24 protein-coding genes are annotated in these 20790 nt (G+C 35.1%); 2 read left to right on the forward strand and 22 right to left on the reverse strand.

The window, feature by feature from the left end; all coding sequences use genetic code 11:
* Positions 1-27 precede the first annotated feature (27 nt).
* The 12 genes from BM371_RS17185 to BM371_RS17245 all read right to left on the reverse strand — a co-directional run bounded on the left by BM371_RS17185 (position 28) and on the right by BM371_RS17245 (position 11005).
* Positions 28-441: a PaaI family thioesterase gene (locus tag BM371_RS17185; protein WP_034679207.1), complete on the reverse strand. Its 414-nt coding sequence runs from the start codon at positions 439-441 to the stop codon at positions 28-30.
* Between the two features lie 5 nt (positions 442-446).
* A complete protein-coding gene (locus BM371_RS17190; RefSeq protein ID WP_034679205.1) occupies positions 447-758 on the reverse strand; it encodes a hypothetical protein in 312 nt (103 codons plus the stop codon).
* An 88-nt stretch (positions 759-846) separates the two neighbouring features.
* Entirely contained in the window at positions 847-1983 is a 1137-nt protein-coding gene (locus BM371_RS17195) for a 3-hydroxyacyl-CoA dehydrogenase NAD-binding domain-containing protein (protein WP_034679203.1), read from the reverse strand.
* Positions 1984-2066: 83 nt separating this feature from the next.
* On the reverse strand, positions 2067-2867 hold the full coding sequence (locus tag BM371_RS17200; RefSeq protein WP_034679202.1) for an enoyl-CoA hydratase-related protein: 801 nt from the start codon (positions 2865-2867) through the stop codon (positions 2067-2069).
* Between the two features lie 95 nt (positions 2868-2962).
* Positions 2963-3427 carry a 1,2-phenylacetyl-CoA epoxidase subunit PaaD gene (paaD, locus tag BM371_RS17205; protein WP_034679200.1) on the reverse strand — a complete coding sequence of 155 codons (465 nt, stop codon included), beginning with the start codon at positions 3425-3427 and terminating at the stop codon, positions 2963-2965.
* Positions 3428-3612: 185 nt separating this feature from the next.
* A complete protein-coding gene (paaC, locus tag BM371_RS17210) occupies positions 3613-4401 on the reverse strand; it encodes a 1,2-phenylacetyl-CoA epoxidase subunit PaaC (protein WP_074958863.1) in 789 nt (262 codons plus the stop codon).
* 30 nt (positions 4402-4431) lie between these two features.
* Positions 4432-4713, reverse strand: a complete 282-nt coding sequence (paaB, locus tag BM371_RS17215) for a 1,2-phenylacetyl-CoA epoxidase subunit PaaB (RefSeq protein WP_034679196.1) — start codon at positions 4711-4713, stop codon at positions 4432-4434.
* Between the two features lie 189 nt (positions 4714-4902).
* Positions 4903-5841, reverse strand: coding sequence for a 1,2-phenylacetyl-CoA epoxidase subunit PaaA (paaA, locus tag BM371_RS17220; protein WP_034679304.1), 939 nt, complete (start codon positions 5839-5841; stop codon positions 4903-4905).
* A gap of 83 nt (positions 5842-5924) precedes the next feature.
* Positions 5925-7010 (reverse strand): 2Fe-2S iron-sulfur cluster-binding protein, encoded by a 1086-nt coding sequence (locus BM371_RS17225; protein ID WP_034679194.1) that lies wholly within the window; start codon positions 7008-7010, stop codon positions 5925-5927.
* The gene (locus tag BM371_RS17230) at positions 7007-8326 is read right to left on the reverse strand and encodes a phenylacetate--CoA ligase family protein (RefSeq protein ID WP_081874596.1); all 1320 of its coding nucleotides are present in this window, start codon (positions 8324-8326) and stop codon (positions 7007-7009) included. The genes BM371_RS17225 and BM371_RS17230 overlap by 4 nt, the downstream gene beginning before the upstream one ends.
* 375 nt (positions 8327-8701) lie before the next feature.
* Positions 8702-10036, reverse strand: coding sequence for a carboxylesterase family protein (locus BM371_RS17240; protein ID WP_034679190.1), 1335 nt, complete (start codon positions 10034-10036; stop codon positions 8702-8704).
* Positions 10037-10102: 66 nt separating this feature from the next.
* Entirely contained in the window at positions 10103-11005 is a 903-nt protein-coding gene (locus tag BM371_RS17245; protein ID WP_034679187.1) for a helix-turn-helix domain-containing protein, read from the reverse strand.
* Between the two features lie 337 nt (positions 11006-11342).
* On the opposite strand from BM371_RS17245, the gene BM371_RS17250 reads away from it, so the two are divergent.
* Positions 11343-12395 (forward strand): NAD(P)-dependent alcohol dehydrogenase, encoded by a 1053-nt coding sequence (locus BM371_RS17250; protein ID WP_034679185.1) that lies wholly within the window; start codon positions 11343-11345, stop codon positions 12393-12395.
* 74 nt (positions 12396-12469) lie between these two features.
* On the opposite strand, the gene BM371_RS17255 is transcribed toward BM371_RS17250, so the two are convergent.
* The gene (locus BM371_RS17255; RefSeq protein WP_034679184.1) at positions 12470-12832 is read right to left on the reverse strand and encodes a winged helix-turn-helix transcriptional regulator; all 363 of its coding nucleotides are present in this window, start codon (positions 12830-12832) and stop codon (positions 12470-12472) included.
* A 79-nt stretch (positions 12833-12911) separates the two neighbouring features.
* Between BM371_RS17255 and BM371_RS17260 the strand changes: the two genes are divergently transcribed.
* Complete coding sequence (locus tag BM371_RS17260; RefSeq protein WP_034679182.1) at positions 12912-13796, forward strand: NmrA family NAD(P)-binding protein; 885 nt, start codon at positions 12912-12914, stop codon at positions 13794-13796.
* A gap of 129 nt (positions 13797-13925) precedes the next feature.
* Here the strand turns inward: BM371_RS17260 and BM371_RS17265 are convergent, their stop codons facing one another.
* From BM371_RS17265 to BM371_RS17305, 9 genes are all read right to left on the reverse strand, one after another.
* Positions 13926-15242 carry an alkaline phosphatase family protein gene (locus BM371_RS17265; RefSeq protein WP_228376807.1) on the reverse strand — a complete coding sequence of 439 codons (1317 nt, stop codon included), beginning with the start codon at positions 15240-15242 and terminating at the stop codon, positions 13926-13928.
* A gap of 40 nt (positions 15243-15282) precedes the next feature.
* Positions 15283-15798 carry a hypothetical protein gene (locus BM371_RS17270; protein WP_034679180.1) on the reverse strand — a complete coding sequence of 172 codons (516 nt, stop codon included), beginning with the start codon at positions 15796-15798 and terminating at the stop codon, positions 15283-15285.
* Positions 15799-15896: 98 nt separating this feature from the next.
* On the reverse strand, positions 15897-16751 hold the full coding sequence (locus tag BM371_RS17275) for a helix-turn-helix domain-containing protein (protein ID WP_034679179.1): 855 nt from the start codon (positions 16749-16751) through the stop codon (positions 15897-15899).
* 152 nt (positions 16752-16903) lie between these two features.
* Complete coding sequence (locus BM371_RS17280) at positions 16904-17659, reverse strand: T9SS type A sorting domain-containing protein (RefSeq protein WP_034679178.1); 756 nt, start codon at positions 17657-17659, stop codon at positions 16904-16906.
* A gap of 1 nt (position 17660) precedes the next feature.
* Entirely contained in the window at positions 17661-18188 is a 528-nt protein-coding gene (locus BM371_RS17285) for an ankyrin repeat domain-containing protein (RefSeq protein ID WP_034679177.1), read from the reverse strand.
* Complete coding sequence (locus BM371_RS17290) at positions 18185-18730, reverse strand: YceI family protein (RefSeq protein WP_034679175.1); 546 nt, start codon at positions 18728-18730, stop codon at positions 18185-18187. Before BM371_RS17290 ends, BM371_RS17285 begins: the two co-directional genes overlap by 4 nt.
* A 10-nt stretch (positions 18731-18740) precedes the next feature.
* Complete coding sequence (locus BM371_RS17295; RefSeq protein WP_034679174.1) at positions 18741-19091, reverse strand: hypothetical protein; 351 nt, start codon at positions 19089-19091, stop codon at positions 18741-18743.
* A 2-nt stretch (positions 19092-19093) separates the two neighbouring features.
* On the reverse strand, positions 19094-19939 hold the full coding sequence (locus BM371_RS17300) for a DUF5777 family beta-barrel protein (protein WP_034679172.1): 846 nt from the start codon (positions 19937-19939) through the stop codon (positions 19094-19096).
* Between the two features lie 124 nt (positions 19940-20063).
* Positions 20064-20714, reverse strand: a complete 651-nt coding sequence (locus tag BM371_RS17305) for a Crp/Fnr family transcriptional regulator (protein WP_034679171.1) — start codon at positions 20712-20714, stop codon at positions 20064-20066.
* Positions 20715-20790: the final 76 nt, after the last annotated feature.

Genomic DNA, 20790 nt, shown 5'->3' on the forward strand with positions numbered 1-20790 from the left:
TGTATAATTTATTATCTGGTTAGTGTTTTACAAATCCGTTACTTTTTTTCCAATCTTATAAACTGTTCCCACAAATTTTGCGACCAATTCTTCATTTTGATTGGTAATTTTAATGTCGTAAACAGCGGTTTTTCTGGTGTCATTGACCAAGAAACTTTCAGCTCTGAAAGTGTCACCTTCTTTTCCGGCTTTGGTAAAATTGATGATACAGTTCAACGCAACGGCCGCATCTCCGGTGTTGTTGGACGAAAATGCCAATGCAGAATCCGCAAAAGCAAACGTAACGCCTCCGTGAACCGTTTTAAGCCCATTGATCATCTCTTTTTTGATAGGCATTTCCAGTAAACAATAATTTTCTTTGACTTCGATCATTTTGATATTCATCCATTGGGAAAAATAATCCTGATCAAACATATATTCTGCAACCTGTCTTGGATTCATTTTTACTATATACTTGTTATTTTATCATATAATTCATCAACCAATTTGTCATAAATGCTCATGGTTTTGCCGAGAATTATTTGCTCGTTAGAAAGATTTTCGGAATTTGACGGATGTTCAGATTGATAAGGAGCATGTAGATCAATACCATTTTCATTAGCTAATCGTTTTACCAGCTCTTTATATTTATCATTAAATTTTCCTAATAACTCAAGTCTTTCCTGATCATCATCCATCGAAGAAATTTCCTGAATGATGTATTCTTTTTCAATGATGAGCCTTGTTTCTAGCTCAGCTCTGAATTCGTCTATATCCATAATATTAATTTGAGAATTAAATCAATTTGAGAATTTGAAAATGAAAACTGCTGTGATTAATTTTCAAATTAGCACACTTTCAAATTGTCTAATTCAGTTTACGCAGCAACGGGCTTTGTCTGTATCTTTCTTCCTGATATTCTTCGTAAAGATTCTGCAGGGTTTCGGAGATTTTTGCATATCCGATTTCTTTTCCCCAAGCCAATAATCCTTTTGGATAGTTTACTCCTTTCTGCATTGCTAATTCAAGATCTTCATCGTTGGCAACGCCTAATCTTTTTGCTTCAACGGCTTCGTTAATCAGCATTGAAATAATTCTTAAAAATATTTGTTGATAAAGCGTATCTTCTTTTTCTGCAACAGGATTTTGAGCATTTTCTGAATAATCGTAGAAACCTTTTCCTGTTTTTCTACCGTGAAGTTTTGCTTCGGACATTCTTTGTTGTAGAAGAGAGGGTTTGTATTTTGGGTCGTAGAAATAATCTTTGTAAACTGTTGTTGTTACAGAGAAATTCACGTCAACACCAATTAAATCCATCAATTCAAAAGGACCCATTTTGAAATTACCTAATGTTTTCATGGCATCATCAACCTGTTCTACTGTTGCGATGTTTTCTTCAACGATTCTCAACCCTTCACCATAATAAGGACGCGCGATTCTGTTGACGATAAATCCTGGAATATCTTTAGCAATCACAGGAGTTTTGCCCCAATCTTTCATGAGGTTGTAGATTTTTTCCGCTAAAGATTTTTTTGTTAATAAAGATGGAATAACCTCAACCAAAGGCATCAGAGGAGCAGGATTGAAGAAGTGAATTCCGATGAAACGCTCCGGTTTTTGTAATTCTGCACCGAGAGAGGTAATGGAAATAGATGATGTATTGGAAGCAATCACACAGTTTTCGGAAACGTATTTCTCTAATTCTGTGAAAACTTTGGTTTTGATTTCTTTATTTTCGATGATGGCTTCGATGACCAATTCGCAATCTTTGAAGTCCTTCAATTCTGTAGCGATGGAAATATTGGCTAAAATTTCAGTCATTTTCTCTGCTGAAATTTTTTGTTTATCAACCAATTTGGTCAATGTTTTTTCCAAACCTACGGTTGCCGTTTCTACTTGTTTTGCATTGGCATCATAAACCCAAACTTTGCATCCGTTCGTTGCGGCTACTTGTGCGATGCCTATCCCCATAGTTCCGGCACCGATAATTCCTACGTTTTTCATTATTTATAGATGTTAGAAGCCAGAAGTTAGAAGTTAGATTTTGTAAACTAATTTCTAACCTCTAATTTCTAAATTCTATAATATTATTTTCCTTTATATTCAGGTTTTCTTTTTTGTAAAAAGGCTTGTACCCCTTCTTTGAAATCTTCCGTTTCAGCAGCTTCCTGCTGTAGGTCTCCTTCCAATTCCAATTGCTCTTTCAGCGTATTGTTATAAGAAGCGGCGAATGCTTTTTTTGTTAATTTTAAACCAACAGTCGGCATATTTGATGTCTTTTCTAAAATTTCCATTGATTTAGAATTAAATTCTTCTTCAGAGAAAACCTCAGCAACTAAGCCGTATGATTTTGATTCTTCAGCAGATAATTTTTTTCCTGTAAATGCTAAATAATTCGCCAATTGTCTTCCCAATAATTTTGGTAAGAAATAGGTTCCTCCTGTATCCGGAATTAATCCGATATTTGAAAATGCCTGAGCGAAATATGCTTTATTTGAAGCCAAAACAAAGTCACAAATCAATGCCAACATCGCACCCGCTCCCACTGCAGGACCATTTACCAATGCAACAACAGGTTTTTTGCAACGGGTAATTTCAAGCACCAAAGGATTGTAATAATCGGTTACAATTCTTCTGATAATGTCATCGTCATGATGATCGTTACCCTGAACGAAAGCATCATCTAAATTCTGACCGGAACAAAAGGCTCTTCCTCTTCCAGAAATTGCCACGCATCTTATAGTAGGATCTTCACTGCATTCTTTAACAAAGTCTTTTAAATCTGATAAAGATGGCTTGGTAAGCGCGTTCATTGTGTCCGGCTGATTCAGATAAGCAATTTTCAGCTTTCCGTCAAAATGTGATTCGATATCGAGTTGTGTGTACATAGTATTAATTTTTTAATTTGAAAAATTAGTCAATTTGAAAATTCTGATTTCACTACTAATTTACTCATTTTCAAATTAGCACATTTTCAAATTTTTTAATGGCACTTAAAATAGTCAAAAGGCTCTAAACAGTCTAAACACTGATAAGAAGCCTTACATAATGTAGACCCGAATCTGCTGATCTGTTTTGAATTCATAGAACCACAACGCGGACATTTTTTCGGTTTCCCGATGTGATGTTCGTCTGCTCCTTTTTCGGGAGGTGAAATTCCGTAGACACGGAGTTTTTCTCTCGCTTCATCCGTCAGCCAGTCTGTTGTCCAAATCGGAAACATTTTGGTGACCACTTTCGCATCCCAACCGTTTTCTTTCATGATTTTCATGATGTCTTCCTCAATGGTAAACATAGCGGGACAGGCAGAATAAGTCGGCGTAATCGTTACTTCACAAGAATTCTCGCTGGTAACTTTTGCTTCTCTTACAATACCTAATTCCACGATATTGATTACCGGAATTTCCGGGTCGGGAACTAATTCTAATATTTCTAAAGGATTTTTCAATCTTTTTTAATCTGATTTTTTTTAACGCAAAGTGCGCTAAGATTTTTTTGACTACTAACTGTTTTTAAGTTCGCAAAGGCGTTTCACTTAGCAAAGTCAACAAAGAATAAATACTCAATAACAGTCTAACATTTCACCTTAAAATTGTTACATTGATAAACTGATACATTGTTACATTCAAAAACCTACCAAGTACAACCCGGATATGCTCTCTGCATATACTGTAATTCACAAAGCATAAATCCGAAATATTCTGTGTGATATCCTGTTCTTGATTTTGGCTGCATAAAAGGATTCGCAGGATATTCTAATCCGAAATCTGTAAAATCTCTTTTGGTAATAGCAAGGAAATCTTCATAAAGATCATCAACATTTGGAGCGATATTTAAAGCAATCAAATCATCTTCTCCTTCCACTTTTGCAAATAAACCTTTTGAATATTCCCAGATATTTTCAATTGCTTTTACCAGACGAGATTTACTTTCTTCTGTCCCCTGTCCGAAAATTTTCATCCAAGAAGAAGCGTGAGTATAGTGATACCTTACTTCTTTCAAAGATTTTTGGGCAAGAGCAGAAAGTTCTTCATTAGCAGAATTGGATAATGCTTCGTACATTAACTTCTGATATACAGCGAAAACATACACTTTAAGAATCGTCTGAGCATAATCTTCGTTCGGAAGTTCTGTCCAGTGGGCGTTTACATATTCGTGTTCGTATCTTAAAAATGCTAAATCATCTTCGCTTTTACCGTTATCAATCACTCTTGAAGCGTAAACATAGAAGTTATTTGCCTGTCCAAGTTCATCCAACGCGATGTTTGTCAATGCAATATCCTCCTCTAAATAAGGGCCTTCTCCGCACCACGCAGACAAACGCTGTCCCATAATGAAACTGTCGTCCGCTAGTTTTAATAAATAATTATATAATGGGTTCATTACTTTAGCTTTTGGCTTTTGGCGTTTAGCTTTTGGCAAATTGCGAGAAACTAACAGCCAATCGCTGTTTTACATATTTTTTACATCGTTTGGAATATCGTAGAAGGTCGGATGACGGTACAATTTGTCATCAGCCGGATCAAAGAAAGCTTCTTTATCAATTCCTTCTGAAGTCACAATATACTTACTTGGAACCACCCAAACAGAAGTTCCTTCTTTTCTTCTTGTATAAACGTCTCTTGCGTTCTGCAAAGCCATTTCTGCTGTTGGTGCCTGTACTATTCCAACGTGTTTGTGAGATAATCCCGGTTTAGTCTGAATAAACACTTCCCACATATCTAAATTTGCCATAGTCAAATTTTAATTTTTAAATTCTAAATTTTAGATTTTGAATTATTTTTGAAATTTAATTTTTAACCATTAAGGACAATTAAGTTGTTAAGAATATTAAGTTTAGCTACTCTTTAGATTTACAATCAAAATGATTTATCTTAATTAAACTAGACTTTTAAACAAAATCTTAATGGTTTATATTAAATATTATATTACTTCTTTTTGCTGTTTCTCTGCAAAAGCAATAGCCGCTTCTTTTACCCAAAGGTTTTCCTGTTGTGCTTTTACTTTTGTCTGTAATCTTTTCTTGTTGCAAGGTCCGTTTCCTTTTAAGATTTCCATGAATTCATCCCAAGGAAGTTCTCCGAAATCGTAATGCTGTCTTTCCTCATTCCATTTTAAATCTTTATCCGGAATGGTTAAGCCTAAAAATTCAGCCTGAGAAACCGTAACATCAATAAATCTCTGACGAAGACTGTCGTTGCTTTCTCTTTTTACCCTGTAATTCATAGAGATTTTAGAGTTTGGCGAACTGTCGTCATTGGGGCCAAACATCATTAAAGCAGGCCACCAAAAACGGTTTAGCGAAGCTTGAGCCATTTCTTTCTGCTGTTTTGTTCCACGGCAAAGTGCCATTAAAATCTCATAACCCTGTCTTTGGTGAAAAGATTCTTCTTTACAGATTTTCACCATCGCTCTTGAGTAAGGACCGTAAGAATTCCCCATCAACATTACCTGATTCATGATGGCAGCACCGTCAACCAACCATCCGATGGCACCGATATCTGCCCAACTCAGTGTCGGGTAGTTGAAAATACTTGAATATTTTGCTTTTCCTTCCAACATGTCATCGTAAGTCGCATCTCTATCCGCTCTGATAGTTCCGTTTCCTAAGGTTTCAGTCGCAGAATACAAGTATAAACCGTGACCTGCTTCATCCTGAACTTTAGCCAAAAGAGCCATTTTTCTTCTCAAAGAAGGAGCTCTGGAAATCCAGTTGGCTTCCGGCAACATTCCGACAATCTCAGAATGGGCGTGCTGTGAAATCTGACGAACCAGTAATTTTCTGTAATCATCTGGCATTACATCTTTTGGTTCCACTTTATTTTCGTCGTGTACGTATTGTACAAATTTTTCTAAATCCATAATCTTTGAATTTGAAAATTTGAGAATTTGAGAATGCATCAATTAATTTTCAAATTAACACATTTTCAAATTTTCAAATTCTATTAAACATCATAATTAAGCATCACCACATTCGTTGTCGGGTGACATTGGCAAGTAAGAACGAAGCCTCTGGCTACTTCTTCTTCGGTAAGCGCGTAGTTTTTCTCCATGAAAACTTCACCTTCTAAAACTTCGGCTTTACACGTACAACAAACTCCTCCTTTGCACGCAAAAGGTACAGGAAGATTGTCTTTCAATGCTTTATCTAAGATACTCTCTTTTTTTGAATTCAAGTGGAACGAATATTCATCATCATCGATGATTACCGTTACCATACTTTCGATGTTGGCAATGGCCTTGAACTCATCGCTCATTTCCTCCGTATTTTCTTCGTCAGGAGCGGTGAAATATTCAAATAAAACCTGAATTGCCGGTACTTTTTTATCTTTCTTTAAATAATCTGCGATCCCTTTAATCATTTCTGAAGGTCCGCAAATGAAATAAGTCGATTCTTTTACATCAATGTCAGTATATCTATCAAATAAAAGTTCCAGTTTTTCAGGAGAAATTCTTCCCTCAAAAATCGGATCTTCATGTTGCTCACGGCTTACCAAATAAACAACTTTCAGTCTTCCATTAAAAGTTTCAACCAGTTTATCGATCTCAGCCTTTTTCATTACATGATTCATACTTCTGTTGCTGTAGAACAAATAAGCATTGGAATTAGGTTCCTGATAAAGACTTTCTTTAATATTTGATAAAACCGGAGAAATTCCGCTTCCTGCAGCCAAACCAACGTAAGTTTTTACGTTTGTCGGGTGATAAGACGTGTTGAAACCGCCCATCGGAGGCATCACTTCAAGAACTTCATCCATATGAAGATGTTCGTTGAAATAGCCTGAAACTTTTCCGTTTTCTAACAACTTAACCAATACTTCCAGCGTGTTGCTTTTTTCACTCGGAGCGTTGCAGATAGAATAAGAACGTCTCTCTTCGTTTCCGTCGATCATCATTCGGAAGTTAAGATACTGCCCCTGCTTGAATCTGAATTTATCTTTCAGTTCCTCAGGGATTTCAACGGCTACATTGACTGCGTCGTTGGTATCTTTCTGAACCCTTACAGTTTTTAATTTATAAAATGAATTCATTTTGTTTTTAGTATTCTATTAATTTTTCCACCTTCGCACTTAGGCAAACTGTCCTGAGCATGAATTTTCACTTTCGTGGTGATCCCTACTCGTTTTTTTATTTCGTTTTCTATACTTTTTCCAAAGTTTCCGACAAAAATAGCATAATCATCGGTATTAATTTCAATTTGTTGCGCTTTCACAAATTCATTATCAATTTCCAAATCAATATCAAGGGCAACACACATTTGTTCTTTCTCAATCGGTGTTAAATAATAATTCGGAACCACGCCTTCCACATGAGAAAATGCTTCTTCAATCTGACTTGGATACACATTTACACCTCTTACAATCAGCATATCATCGGCTCTTCCAAGAATTGGTTTCATTTTAACCATTGTTCTTTTTGAGTTTTGTTCATAGTAAAGACTTGTGATATCGTTGGTCCAATAACGTAAAAGCGGCATTGCTTTTTTCGTTAAAGTCGTAATCACTAAAACGCCTTCTTCCCCGAAAGGAACAGTTTCTTTCGTAATCGGATCTAAAATTTCAGGATAAAAATGGTCTTCCCAAATGTAAGAACCTCCTTTTTCCTCAAAATCTTCCATCGAAACTCCTGGTCCGATAATTTCACTCAATCCATAAATATTGGTTGCATGAACGCCTAATCTTTCTTCAATATGATGTCTTATAATCTCCGTCCAAGGTTCTGAACCTAAAACGGCATATTTTAAACTGATTTCGTCTGCCGAGATTCCTCTTTTCGCAAATTCATCAGCGATTGTCAACGCATATGAAGGTGAGCAACAGATCACTTCAGGCTTAAAATCCATAATCAGATCAACCTGTCTTGAAGTCATTCCTCCCGAAATCGGAAGAACGCTCATTCCTAATTTTTCAGCTCCATAATGAAGTCCAAGTCCACCTGTGAAAATTCCGTATCCGTAAGCGTTGTGTAATTGCATTCCCGGTTTTGCTCCTGCTGCATTTAAAGATCTTGCCACGACTTCACTGAATAAATCAACGTCTTCTTTTGTATATCCTACCACCGTTGGTTTTCCCGTCGTTCCGCTTGAACAGTGAATTCTCTGCAATTCATTTTTCGGAACGGTAAATAATCCGAACGGATAATTGTCTCTTAAATCCTGTTTGTAAGTAATCGGAAGTTTTGCAATATCTTCAATTGTCCTTATTTCCCCAGTTGATATTCCTAATTCATCAAATTTTCCTTTATAAAAATCCGACTTCTCCTCAAGATAACCCACCAAATTCACCAGTCTTTCCGACTGGAGTTGTCTCAATTGGTCGAGCTGTAAGTATTCAACTGAAAAATCCACATCCATAACTAACTAACATTTGTTAGGTGTAAATTTAAAAAGAATTTGGGAGGTGACAAAATTTTTATGATTTCCATCATATTTTGAATGATTCTAAATAATCGAGTTGAGATTGAATTAAGATTGATTTATGTTGATTTTACCATTCAGAACGAGGTTAAAGTTGATTCTTCCTTAGTCAGAATGACAAAGATGCTGTATAAAGAATATTTACATAGTTTTTCATTCAGAGCGAAACGCATTGAAGCGTGGAATCTAAGCATATTTGTCAATTTTGAGATTCCTAAGGAACGCAAACAATCAGATAAAAAATGAGTAATGATTCTCTCGCAGAATTATGAGATTGAGCAGATTTTTTATTTGCTTCATAAAAAATTAGACTTTAGAAACCTCGAGAATTTCAGGTCTTTCAGATGTATCTGAAATGCTTCCATTTATTGCAAATTCTGTCCAAAGTTTCCTTAGCTTTTTGCCATTTTCTTCAATATATTTCCAGGGAATATTTTTTAAAATTCCGGCATTTTTCCATGCAGATTCATTACCAAAAATAAAAGGCAGGTCTATGGCATGAGCTCCTAAAAAATGATTCATTGCTTTAAGACGAGGATGAATTCTGAATAAAAAAACATTTCCCCCTGCTTCAGCATAATTTTCAGCAAAATCTTTGGCTGGTTTTCCGTAAATTATTTCGGTCGTCACTCGAATAGCTTTGTTGAGAATTTTTTTCGGGATGTATTTACTTAAAGTTTCGGATGCTTTCAGGTAAAAGGAAGTTTCTTCGTCATTTAAACCAATCAGTACATCAATATTTTTGGCAATCTGTTTCCATTTTTCTTCAACTTCATTTTCATAACACAAAGGCGGAAAACCATATTGAGTACCGAAAGGCATTGCTGCTTTTAAACCATACTTAAAAAAAGAAGGAACAAAATTTTTGTAGTTTTCTATAATTTCTAACACATCAGATGTATCCTCAAACATTTTAGTATTGTTTAAAAATTCTGCTGCCATCTTCTGACGGTTTTTTCGCAAACCTAAAGGCGCACTGTGAATAATCACTCTTTTAAATAATCCCTGTGTACCATCCGAAATCATCAGATGGGCAATTGCATCACCACCAGAAGATTGCCCGAAAAGTGTAATATTTTTCGGATCACCACCAAAAGCAGCAATATTATTTTTGATCCATTTCAAAGCTTCAATCAGATCAAACAAGCCTAAATTAGCGGGTCTTTTTTCAGTTCCGCCTAAAAACCCGAAAATTCCTAAACGATAAGAGACTGTAACTATAATAATATTTTGTTCTTTCACCCAATCTGTGGGATCAGCCGTGGAAAGATCGCCACAGCCAATTTCATATGAACCACCATGAATCCAGACAATGACAGAAAGTTTCTCATTTTCAGTAAAATTTTGAGGTCTGAAAATTGAAATATATTGCGGAGACTCATCTACTTCAAAACCATCCAAATTGGTTTTTCCAATCATCTTTTCTAAGAGCGGACTGATATTCTGTGGGCAAACCGGTGTTTTTTCAGGAAAGATGATTTCCGAATCTGATGGCTCAACAGCAATCGGTTTTTTGAATCTTTCAGAATAGGCATAACGAATGTTTTTAGCTTTTAAAATTCCGTTTTCTCTAAAAGCTAAGATTTTTCCGAAAGGCGACTGAAAAGTATAAGTATTACTATTATGCTGATTTGCGGTCATTGTTTCGCAATAGACTTTAAACTTATTTTATTAATACAATTTACAAATTTTATTTATAATTTAAAATTAATTCAGAGATTTAAACTCACTCGGAGAAACGCCTACTTTACTTTTGAAAAGCCTTGTAAAATGCTGTGGGTACTTAAACCCTAAATCATAAGAAATTTCACTGATAGATTTTGATGCATCAAAAATCTGATCTTTTGCTACGTCAATCAGTTTGTTATGAATGAATTCCTGAGCAGAAATTCCGAGTTCTTTTTTAATCAGATCACCAAAATAATTCGCAGACAGATTAAGCTGTTCCGCAAAATAATTGACCATCGGAAAGCCCAGGCTTTTAGGTTTGTCAGATTTCAGATAATCATCCAATGATTTTTCAAACTTTCCTATAAAATTCTGATTAATGTGATCTCTTGTAATAAACTGACGGTCGTAGAAACGCATACAGTAATTCAGAAATAACTCAATGTTGTTAACAATTAATGATTTACTATGTTTATCAATAGCCTGTTCAAGCTCAAGCTTGATATTTTTAAAACATTCCAGAATAATTTCTCTTTCTTTTTCTGAGAGGTGTAATGCTTCATGAACATCGTAAGAAAAGAAATTGTAGTTTCTGATGTTTTTGCCCAAATTAGTTCCTTTCAATAAATCCGGATGAAAGATCAGAGCAAAACCTGCAGGCTGAATGTAAGTATCTGCATTATAAATTCCATAAGTCTGTCCCGGAGCGATGAAAACCAGAGTTCCTTCCTGATAGTCATAGCTGTGTTTTCCATATTGCATATCACCACACATTACATCTTTCAGAAAAACGGTATAAAAACCAAAAGTTCTTTTGAACTGACAGATAGGATCAGATTTGGAAAAATCTACCACGCTAACCAAAGGATTCATCGTTTCATGATTCACCATTTTATTATATTCCGAAACACTGTTGACTATTTCAACTTCCTGATTTTTCATGAAGTAAATTTTTAATTTTAATTCAAAATTACCAATTTCCTGTCTACAATTTTTCGGTGTAAGTAAAATTGGTAAATCATTCTGTAATTTATATAAGTATTTTTACATTTAAACTATCGAATTTTGTATCAGAAAATTGATAATATTTGAATTTAACGCAAAGAGCGCAAAGTTTTTTTTAAAATGTTTGAAAATATTTTTCGTTCGCAAAGGCGTTTGACTTCGTCGAATCTGCGATTTCACCAGCAAAGAACACGAACTTTTCAAATTATGACCGATTGTCGATAATCAGCTTAGAAAAAAGAAACATTATAATATCAAACTAAATTAAAAAAATATGGACACATTTACCGTAAAAGCTTTTGGAGCAGAATCTACAACTGCCGATTTAGCAGAAATGAATATTGACAGAAGAGAAGTAACATCAAACGATGTTGAAATCGAAATCCTGTATTGCGGAGTTTGCCACTCTGATCTTCATACGGCAAGAAATGATTGGGGTGGAACCAAATATCCTGCAGTTCCGGGACACGAAATTATCGGAAAAATTACAAAAATAGGAAGCGAAGTTTCAAAATTCAAAGTTGGTGATCTTGCGGGAGTCGGATGTATTGTCGATTCTTGCGGAACTTGTGACAGCTGTAAGCAGGATCTTGAGCAATATTGCCTAAACGGATTTACAGGAACTTATAACGGACAGGATAAACATTTGGGCGGTCATACTTTTGGTGGCTATTCTCAGAAGGTGGTTGTAGATGCAGGTCATGTTTTAAAAATTCCGGCAAATCTAGACTTGGCAGCAGTTGCACCTCTTCTTTGTGCAGGAATTACGACCTGGTCACCTTTAAGACACTGGAAAGTTGGGCCAGGTTCCAAAGTGGCAGTTGTTGGTTTAGGTGGATTGGGACATATGGCAATCAAACTTGCAAAAGGTTTAGGTGCTGAAGTGACTTTATTCTCAAGAACTCCCGGTAAAACTGAAGATGCTAAAAAATTAGGGGCAGATCATGTTGTCATTTCTACAGATCATTCGCAAATGGACTCTGTAAAAGGTAAGTTCGATCTGATTATCGACACAGTTCCTTACGATCACGACGTAAATCCTTACATCACTACTTTAAATATCAACGGAACTCACGTTTTGGTAGGATTTATCGGTAAAATGGAAGATTCTTTATTTACTCCACCCATGATTATGGGAAGAAAATCGGTCGCTGGATCAGTGATTGGCGGGATTGCCGAAACTCAGGAAATGCTTGATTTCTGTGGTGAACATAATATTGTTTCGGAAATTGAAATGATTAAGATGCAGGACATCAACGAAGCATATGAAAGAATGCTGAAAAGCGATGTGAGATATCGTTTTGTAATTGATATGAAATCTTTGTAATCTCAAATTTAATTATAAGAAAGACTCTTCATTTTTTGGAGAGTCTTTTTTATTCTGTACTTAATTGAAAGCAGTTACTTAAAACTTCCCTCCATTTCTTTAAATGCCCATTCTGCCATTGCATGAATAACAGGAATTAATCCTTTTCCGGATTCGCTTAAATTGTAGGTAACATGAGGCGGAACAACAGGTTTTGCAGTTCTGATCACCAAGCCATCATTTTCTAATTGCTTCAGATGCTGAATAAGCATTTTTTCTGTAATTGCAGGAATTGCACGTTTCAATTCACTGTATCTTTTATCGTTCGTCGAAAGATGGTACAAAATAATAGGTTTCCAGTATCCACCGATTTTCTCCATAACATAAGTTACAGGACAAAGGTCGAGCGCATATTTTTTGTTCTGCTGAATCGTAGAGCTTTCTTTAATTGCTGTCATAATACATACTTTAGGGTAAGTACTTGTATAAAAGTAAGTACAAATATACCTTTGTTCTCGGAAATAAAAAATATTACACATGAAAATTATAATCACAGGCTCAGTAGGAAACGTAGCAAAACCTCTTGCTCAACAATTAATTGCAGAAGGTCATGATATTACTGTAATCAGCAGTAACAACTCTAAAAAAAATGAAATTGAAAACTTAGGGGCAAAAGCTGCCATTGGTTCTATCACGGACTTAGATTTTTTAGTTAAAACTTTTGAAGGTGCAGATGCCGCATTTCTAATGACACCTCCCAACATGGGCGGAACAAACATTGTCGAAAACACTATTAATGCAGGAAAAAATTACGCTGAGGCCATTAAACAAACCGGCGTTAAAAGAATCGTCATGCTGAGCAGCATCGGTGTAGAATCACCTATTGAAAACGGACCGATCAAAAGTCTTCATTTCATCGAGAAATTTTATAACGAACTAGAAAATAGCTCTGTAACATTTTTGAGAGCAGGATATTTTTACATCAATTTCTTTAATGATATTCCATTAATTAAAAATGCAGGAATTATCGGAAGTAATTTTCCTGAAACGGCAACAATTCCAATAGTTCATCCGATTGATATCGCAAAAGCTGCAGCTGAAGAACTGGTTGAAAATTCTGAAGGAAAAAAGGTGAGATATATCGTAAGTGATGTTCGCACTGCTTCTGATTTTGCAAAAGCCTTTGGCAATGCGATTGGAAAACCTCATCTTCCATGGGTAGAATTTAAAGATGAAGCTTCTTTAAACGGAATGCTTCAGGCCGGAGTACCGGAGGAAATGGCAGAATTATATACAGAAATGGGATTAGGAATAAGAAAAGGTGTAGTGCAGAAAGATTTTATTGAGCATGGTTCTGTTGTGAATGGTAAGGTAAAGTTGGAGGATTTTGCGAAAGAATTTGCTAGTAAATTTAATTCTTAATTCGTTTGTTTTGTCTTGCAACAGTTTCGGCGAGCCAAAGGCTCGCCGAAACTGTTTACTGCAATATCAATTTTGTTAATAGGATTTTATCCTATCCTTCAGTAAGTCGTTACTTTGTGACTCTTTAAATTATTTCTTTAACGTCTCTTTTAAAATTTTTAATTTTCCATCAACAGGCTCTGTGATTTTTAAGCCTAAAATCTCAGCAACTAAAGGATAAATATTAATATTTTCAAACTCATTAATTACGAGATTACTTTTAAATTCAGGTCCCCATGCCAAAAATGTAGCTTTCATCTCAGGAACTATTTTTGGGTTGTAGCCATGTTTTCCTACAGATGTTTTCTTTTCTTTTTCCAGAAATATTTTCGGAGCTTTCGGGATTAGTAAAATCTGTCCGATCCTGTTGTATTTATCATCTTTCGCTGCAAAGTGAAGATATTTCGGCAACTTTTTATCTAAATAAACTTCGTAATCATCTGTTTTGGAAGCTTTCAATTCTTTGTAAACCTTTTTTACCTCATCAGGATTTTTCACATACACTCTCAATAAAGTCTGGGAATTATAAAAATCGAACCGGTTTTTATCTAAAAGAATTTCAGGAATCTCAAGAGGATTTCTGCCATCGACTTTTATCATTCCGTGGTCTGATACGAAGACAAAATTCACATTTTTCAAACCTAAATCTTTCACCTTCTGAACCAATTCACCGATCGCATCATCAATTAAATGAACGGCAATTTCTGTTTCCTTAGAATCCGGTCCGAAATGATGCCCACTTCCGTCAACTTCTGGGAAATATAATGAAATGAAGTGTGGTCTTTTATCTTCAGGAAGTTTCAGCCAGTTGATTACTTTACCCAATTTCTCTGAAGGCGTAAATTTTTCATGATAAGGATAGTAATAAGTCGGCCTGATTCCTCCGGCATTACTTGCGGAACCCACCCACTGAAGAGAAGCACTGATCATATTTTGTTTTTCAGCAAGACTCCATAACGGGATTCCGCCGTACCAACTGCCGTCTTCTGCATTTTTGCGATTGCTCATTGCATATGCTTCATTTCTCTTATAATCGTAGAAAAAATTGTCGATCAAACCATGATGAGAAGGATATAATCCGGTAATTAAAGTCCAGTGATTCGGAAACGTAATACTCGGATAACTGGGAATCATTGCTTTTGCCTGAACACCATTTTTAGACAAGTTGAGAAGATTTTTTGCATTATATTTTTTAGCATAATCATACCGGAAACCATCTGTCGAAATCATAATCACATAAGGTTTATTCTGCGCTTCTACACTGTTGTAACGATCAAAAACCACCACCTGAGTTGTATCTACATGACTATTCTGAGCAAAAATATTTAATGATAAAATCAGCAGCAGAAATTGCAATCCTTGCTTCATGATAAAATTTTCTGCAAAGGTACTGTGCGCAGTTTTCACACAAAAGTTTAAAAGATTAAAATAATTTTAAATATGATTCTTAAAGCTCGTCCAAATGTAACGATTCCGTTTCCGATTTATTGATTTTTATTTGTTTAACGATCTGATAAACAGAACCCGCGATAAAAAGTACAAAAATTACCAATAATGTCTTCCCGATCAAAGGGTCATTAATATCTTTAGCTAAAGGATGACCAACCGGAACTCGTGTAAGGGTTTCATTGACCGTTGGAAGCATCGACAAAAGAAAACTGAAAGACATCAGAAAGTTTTCAAAATAACGAGCTTTATTATTTCCTTCTTTTTTGATGTGAAGATAAAATGCAATGCTAATAAGAATTAAAATGACTAACGAAAGAGCGTGACCCGCATTGAAACCGCCATGTTTGGAAATTCCTAAAGCTGTAACTGACGTGATGATGGTAAAATAAAAATATAATTTGCCCGTAATGTGATTTAAATTGACTTTCCCGAATCTGACGAATGATATTAAAGCTGATATAATGGCAACAACGCCAATGATGGTATGAAAAATTCCTAAAACTGATAATCCCATTTTTAATTTTTTTTAATGCTTGTTTTAAAATTGAATGTCTTTATTGACAGTACAAAATTGTAACAGATTCAGAAAAAAACTTTTGCAGATCAGCTCAATTATTTATCATTTTGGTTCAAACGAAATTTTGTTGGTGAAATCGTATATTTTTCGGTGAAACTTCTTGTAAAGTTGGCAAGGTCATTGAACCCGCATTCAAAAGCGATATCAGAAATGCGTTCATGAGAAACCGAGAGCAGTTCGGCAGCTTTTTCAAGCTTTTTGGTTTTTATATAATTGGCGGGAGTATCATTGTACAGTTTTGCAAATTCTCTTTTGAATGAAGAAACACTCAGATTGTTATACTTGGCAAGTTCTTCAATGGTAATTTGCGAAAACAGATGAGCCTCGATAATTTGTCTAAATGTATAAGTAGTTGGAGAAAAAAGCTGCGACAAAATAATCTGAATAGCCTTAACATTTTGTGTCTGGGAGAGCAATAATATAATTTCCTTTAGTTTCAGAACCAAAATATCTTCATTTACCAAAGTCGGGTTTTCGAAGTAAAACAATAATCCTTCAATATATTTTTGAATTAAAAAATCATTGTTAATCTGTTCTATGGACTGATTAGACACTATATTTTTTTGAGATGTAAGCAGCAAAGGAAGTTCTCTGTCATAAATCTTTTTGAGTATATCCAGGTGGAAATTGATAATTATAATCTCATTGCTGTGATCAGGACTTTCATTACTGATCTGTTTATCAGAGTTAATACAATTCTGAAACAACGAATGTTTGCCGGGAAGATTTATTTTTTCGTCGTCTAATCGGTACTGCATTTCGCCTTCCAACATATACAAAAAACAGGCATTGTCTGTGATCGGGAAATCAAATTTGAAAGGTGATTTTAAAACCAACTTATGCACCAAAGGTTTTCCGAACAGGTCGTATTGTTTGTGGTCAATTATCATAATAAGATCATTTTACTCAATTCTTTTTTTTTAATTGAATAAAAACAGCAATTTCAGATTGTAAATTTATTCAAATATTTTCACTCATATTTAAAATTAAAAATCCTGAAAACTCAAGGTTCTCAGGATTATAAAATTAATCTTTCTAAAAATTATTCTTTGATAAGTTTTTCATAAGATAAACTACCGTCTTTCAAGGTGATTTCGAGATAATAGTTTCCTGATTTCAAATCTGAAACATTAATATCTGCTCCGTCAACCTTAACCGTTCTTACTTTTCTGCCGGTAGATTCGTAAATATCAACCGATTTAATTTTATCGGAATTTTTGAAATAAACAGCTTCTTTTGCAGGATTCGGATATAAAGAAACTTTTTTGTTTTCTGAAGCCAAATCACTAGTTCCTAAAACTCCTGCCATATTTAAAGTTGCATATCCTCTGTTTGATCCGTGGTACTGAAGATTCAAATCCGGTCCTTTTGCATAAAAAATATTGATTACTCCGGCCGCATTTGCAATAGCAAAATCACCTGTACCTCCTGAAAGAGATCTTGTCGCAACAACGGTTCTTGTACCAGCAGAAGTTGTATTGGAAGTCATCGTCCAGTTTTGTACCGGATCCGGAGAGATTGATCCGATGCCACCAAATGTATAATCTAAACCGGCAGATGTAGTAGAATTTGTATTATAAACAAATCCGTCTGATCCAGCACCCATTCCCGTCGTTCCGAAACCAATTCCTAAAAATGTTGTATCAGGACCTGTTAAGGTAATCGTTACCAAAGTAGAGGATGTATCCAATTTCACACTCATTCCTGTAGAACCTAAGCTTACTGTTCCTGAGGAAAAAGACTGAGCTCCCAACGAAATTGCAAGAGCCATTGATAATGTAAGTAGAATTTTTTTCATTTTAATTTTTTAATAAATTGATGATTTCTTTATTGTTTGTTTGTAGTGCATATTCAAAAGGTGTCATTCCCTGTAAATCTTTTACAGATTTGTCGGCTTTGTACTTCAGCAGCAATTCCACTAATTCTTTATTGCCAAATTTTACCGCCCAGAATAGTGGTGTAGATCCTGTAGAATCTGCAATATTCGGATCGGCATTTTTCTTTAATAATCGTTCCGTCAGATTCTTATTATATTTCACAGAGAGACCTGCCAAAGCAGTTCCTTCCTGACTTTTATAATTCACATCTTTTACATGATCAATTAAGAATTCGCCCACCTCAACATTGCCTTTATAACAAGCTAAAATCAAAGGTGAAAAACCGTTTTCATTGGTCTGATTGATAATATCCGGATTTTGCTTCATCAGATCTTTCACTTCAGCTACCGTTCCGTTTCTTGCAACATCAAAAATAGATTTTGTTTTTTCCTGAGCTGTCAACATGGTAAAACTCAGCATAAAACTTAAAATAAATAATATTTTTTTCATGATTTCGACATTACATAATTATACTCAACATTTACATTCTCAGCTACTTTTTTCATAACCATTTTAGGAATGGTCACTTTGAAATCTGCAGGTCTTGCTACGAATGTTCCCTGCATATAAATTTTGCCATCTTTAGTATACATTGAAGCCGTAGAAGTCATTGCTTTATCTACCCCATGAAAGTTTAATGTTCCCTGAACCGTATATTTCTGAGGAGATGCCGTCAATTTGGTTTTATCAAAATTGACAATCTTCCCTTTGAAAGTTGTCTTCGGATATTTTGCAGTTTCAGCATAGCTTTCGTTAAAATGCTCTTCCATTAATTTCACTTTAAAATGGAAATTCTTTACTACAGAAACAGAAGCAAAGTCTCCATTGTCTGCATTAATAATGGCAACATTGTTATCATCCTGTGCAAAAACATCTTCAAATAAAGGTACGGAAGCTTCAAAAGTTACTTTACCTGTTTTCGTAGAATATTTCTGAGCCGAAACAATATTTGCAAAACCTAATGCGGCGATTAATAATACCAGATTTTTCATATTAATTCTTTTAATTTTCAGAAAGCCCGTCGGCTTTCCATTTTGTGATAATTGAGATTTGTGATGGAGATAAACTTCCGCCTTGAGGCATTTTCTGAGGATCTCCGGTTGGTCGGTTTATTCTGTCGATAATTTTATCAATATTATTTTTCACCTGATTATAACTTGTCCAAGGCTGAAAAGAAGCCGGACCTCCCGGTGAATGACAACTGATACAATTGGCTTCGATAATCGGCTTCACATCTTTATTATAAGTTACCACTTCTGCAATCGGAGTTTTGTCTGAAATCTCTTCATAGGTTCTGCTTTCACAGGCAATGAATACTGTTGCCGATGAAATGATGTACATTAATTTTTTCATAATTAAAAAACTCTATAAAGATTAAACCCAAAGAAAATCTGCCCTTCCTCCCATTTTCCGGAAGCGTTGGTGAGATAACCAATATCTGAATTCAGCTGGGAATTGGTAAATAAAAGCTGGAACACGTGTCCCCCGGTTTCTATATCCATCCCGATTGACAGAGGATTTTTATAAAAACTGTGATTGTCGAAATTCACAAAATATTCTGCATTAATCGATATTCTTTTCGAAATCTTATAACGGCCACCCAAACCTGCCAAGAACTGATCTTTATCCTCAATCATGGGTTCGTAAAGATTTTTGTGAACATACGAAGGCGTTAACTGGAGAGAAAAGTTTTCATTAAACCGTCTCGAAATTAAAGCCTGAGTAAGATACGAAAGACGATCCCCAAACTTCAGGTGCGGATAATTGTCTGTACTGAGATCTGTATTTATCGCCATTACATTATATCCTACAACATCAACAGGAAAGTTTTCACTTTGCTTTACTATTTTATACTTTGCAGCACCTTCAAAAGTTTTCAGATTGGTTTCCCGGGAAAGACTTAAAGAAAGACCGTCTGTAACCCCATAAATTACTCCCAGCTTAGTGGAAGCATCATCTAATCCGAAGAAATCTTTGAATCCTTTGCTTACATCCCCAAAACGGTGCGCTATAACAACGTACCATTCGTTTTTTGCAGAAAGCTTTGTAGACTGTCCCGTGACAATCTGAAGTGCTTTAAAAGCGGGCGGTGAAGTTTCGGTGTTTTTTGTTTGAATGGTGTCAATATCTTTCAAAAGGTCTTCCTGTGCAAAGGCAAAACCTGAGGCAAATACTGACAAAAAAAAGAGAGTTTTTGTCATACACAAATTGTTTAAATATTCGTATGACAAACTTATAGACTTATCGTTCTAAAACTTGGTGATAAAAGTCACCGAGTGAATTGTTTTTATCAATCGGGATGTTAAAAGTATTAAATAATATTTATTAGCTTAATCTAACATTTTCATTTACAGGTAATTTTATCCCTTCTTTTGTCTGAAAAATTTCTCCTTCATTTTCAACTTTTTTCAAAACTCGGCTCACCACCTCTCTTGAAGTTCCCAAATGGTTAGCAATTTCTCTGTGGGTAAGCTTAATCGGATTGTTGCCGGTAGCAGAAATTTGCTGTCTAATATAGTTCAATACCCTTTTATCAAGCTTATGAAAAACAGCATCGTTCACCATATTCATGACATCAATGAAACGCTTTTCGTATTCCCCATAAAAAAGTCTGTTGATCTGCGGAAATTTTATCAGCCATTCATGTACCACAGAAACAGGAATCAGAATAACTTCAGAATCTTCTTCTGCCACTGCATAGATTCTGCTTGTATAATCAGAAAAAATAGAAGAGAATGTCATCAGACAGCTGTCATTCGGTCTGATGTAATAATATATAAGCTCTCTTCCGTCATTGAGAGAGAAGACTCTTATAGAACCCTTTATTAAAAAAGGGACAAATTTATTTTTCTGTCCTTCCCTGATGATTTCTGTTTTCGCTTTAATATCCGTTAAAACTGCATGTTTTTTAAGCTCAATTGAAAAATCTTCACCAAGAAAACCAAATTTATTTGAAATAAACTGATTACTTATCATATCGTTGAATCATATCCAAAAACAAAGATAATCAATTGATAAATCTGTATTATAATTTTATTTGAATTTTTAGAAT

Source organism: Chryseobacterium formosense, from assembly GCF_900116415.1.
GTDB classification, from domain to species: Bacteria; Bacteroidota; Bacteroidia; order Flavobacteriales; family Weeksellaceae; genus Chryseobacterium; species Chryseobacterium formosense.

Bases quoted from the DNA above. Each gene is read 5' to 3' on its own strand.
- BM371_RS17185 (WP_034679207.1), bottom strand. From the start codon at position 441: ATGAATCCAAGACAGGTTGCAGAATATATGTTTGATCAGGATTATTTT.
- BM371_RS17190 (WP_034679205.1), bottom strand. From the start codon at position 758: ATGGATATAGACGAATTCAGAGCTGAGCTAGAAACAAGGCTCATCATT.
- BM371_RS17195 (WP_034679203.1), bottom strand. From the start codon at position 1,983: ATGAAAAACGTAGGAATTATCGGTGCCGGAACTATGGGGATAGGCATC.
- BM371_RS17200 (WP_034679202.1), bottom strand. From the start codon at position 2,867: ATGTACACACAACTCGATATCGAATCACATTTTGACGGAAAGCTGAAA.
- paaB (WP_034679196.1), bottom strand. From the start codon at position 4,713: ATGGCAAATTTAGATATGTGGGAAGTGTTTATTCAGACTAAACCGGGA.
- paaA (WP_034679304.1), bottom strand. From the start codon at position 5,841: ATGGATTTAGAAAAATTTGTACAATACGTACACGACGAAAATAAAGTG.
- BM371_RS17225 (WP_034679194.1), bottom strand. From the start codon at position 7,010: ATGAATTCATTTTATAAATTAAAAACTGTAAGGGTTCAGAAAGATACC.
- BM371_RS17240 (WP_034679190.1), bottom strand. From the start codon at position 10,036: ATGACCGCAAATCAGCATAATAGTAATACTTATACTTTTCAGTCGCCT.
- BM371_RS17245 (WP_034679187.1), bottom strand. From the start codon at position 11,005: ATGAAAAATCAGGAAGTTGAAATAGTCAACAGTGTTTCGGAATATAAT.
- BM371_RS17250 (WP_034679185.1), top strand. From the start codon at position 11,343: ATGGACACATTTACCGTAAAAGCTTTTGGAGCAGAATCTACAACTGCC.
- BM371_RS17255 (WP_034679184.1), bottom strand. From the start codon at position 12,832: ATGACAGCAATTAAAGAAAGCTCTACGATTCAGCAGAACAAAAAATAT.
- BM371_RS17260 (WP_034679182.1), top strand. From the start codon at position 12,912: ATGAAAATTATAATCACAGGCTCAGTAGGAAACGTAGCAAAACCTCTT.
- BM371_RS17270 (WP_034679180.1), bottom strand. From the start codon at position 15,798: ATGGGATTATCAGTTTTAGGAATTTTTCATACCATCATTGGCGTTGTT.
- BM371_RS17275 (WP_034679179.1), bottom strand. From the start codon at position 16,751: ATGATAATTGACCACAAACAATACGACCTGTTCGGAAAACCTTTGGTG.
- BM371_RS17280 (WP_034679178.1), bottom strand. From the start codon at position 17,659: ATGAAAAAAATTCTACTTACATTATCAATGGCTCTTGCAATTTCGTTG.
- BM371_RS17285 (WP_034679177.1), bottom strand. From the start codon at position 18,188: ATGAAAAAAATATTATTTATTTTAAGTTTTATGCTGAGTTTTACCATG.
- BM371_RS17290 (WP_034679175.1), bottom strand. From the start codon at position 18,730: ATGAAAAATCTGGTATTATTAATCGCCGCATTAGGTTTTGCAAATATT.
- BM371_RS17295 (WP_034679174.1), bottom strand. From the start codon at position 19,091: ATGAAAAAATTAATGTACATCATTTCATCGGCAACAGTATTCATTGCC.
- BM371_RS17300 (WP_034679172.1), bottom strand. From the start codon at position 19,939: ATGACAAAAACTCTCTTTTTTTTGTCAGTATTTGCCTCAGGTTTTGCC.
- BM371_RS17305 (WP_034679171.1), bottom strand. From the start codon at position 20,714: ATGATAAGTAATCAGTTTATTTCAAATAAATTTGGTTTTCTTGGTGAA.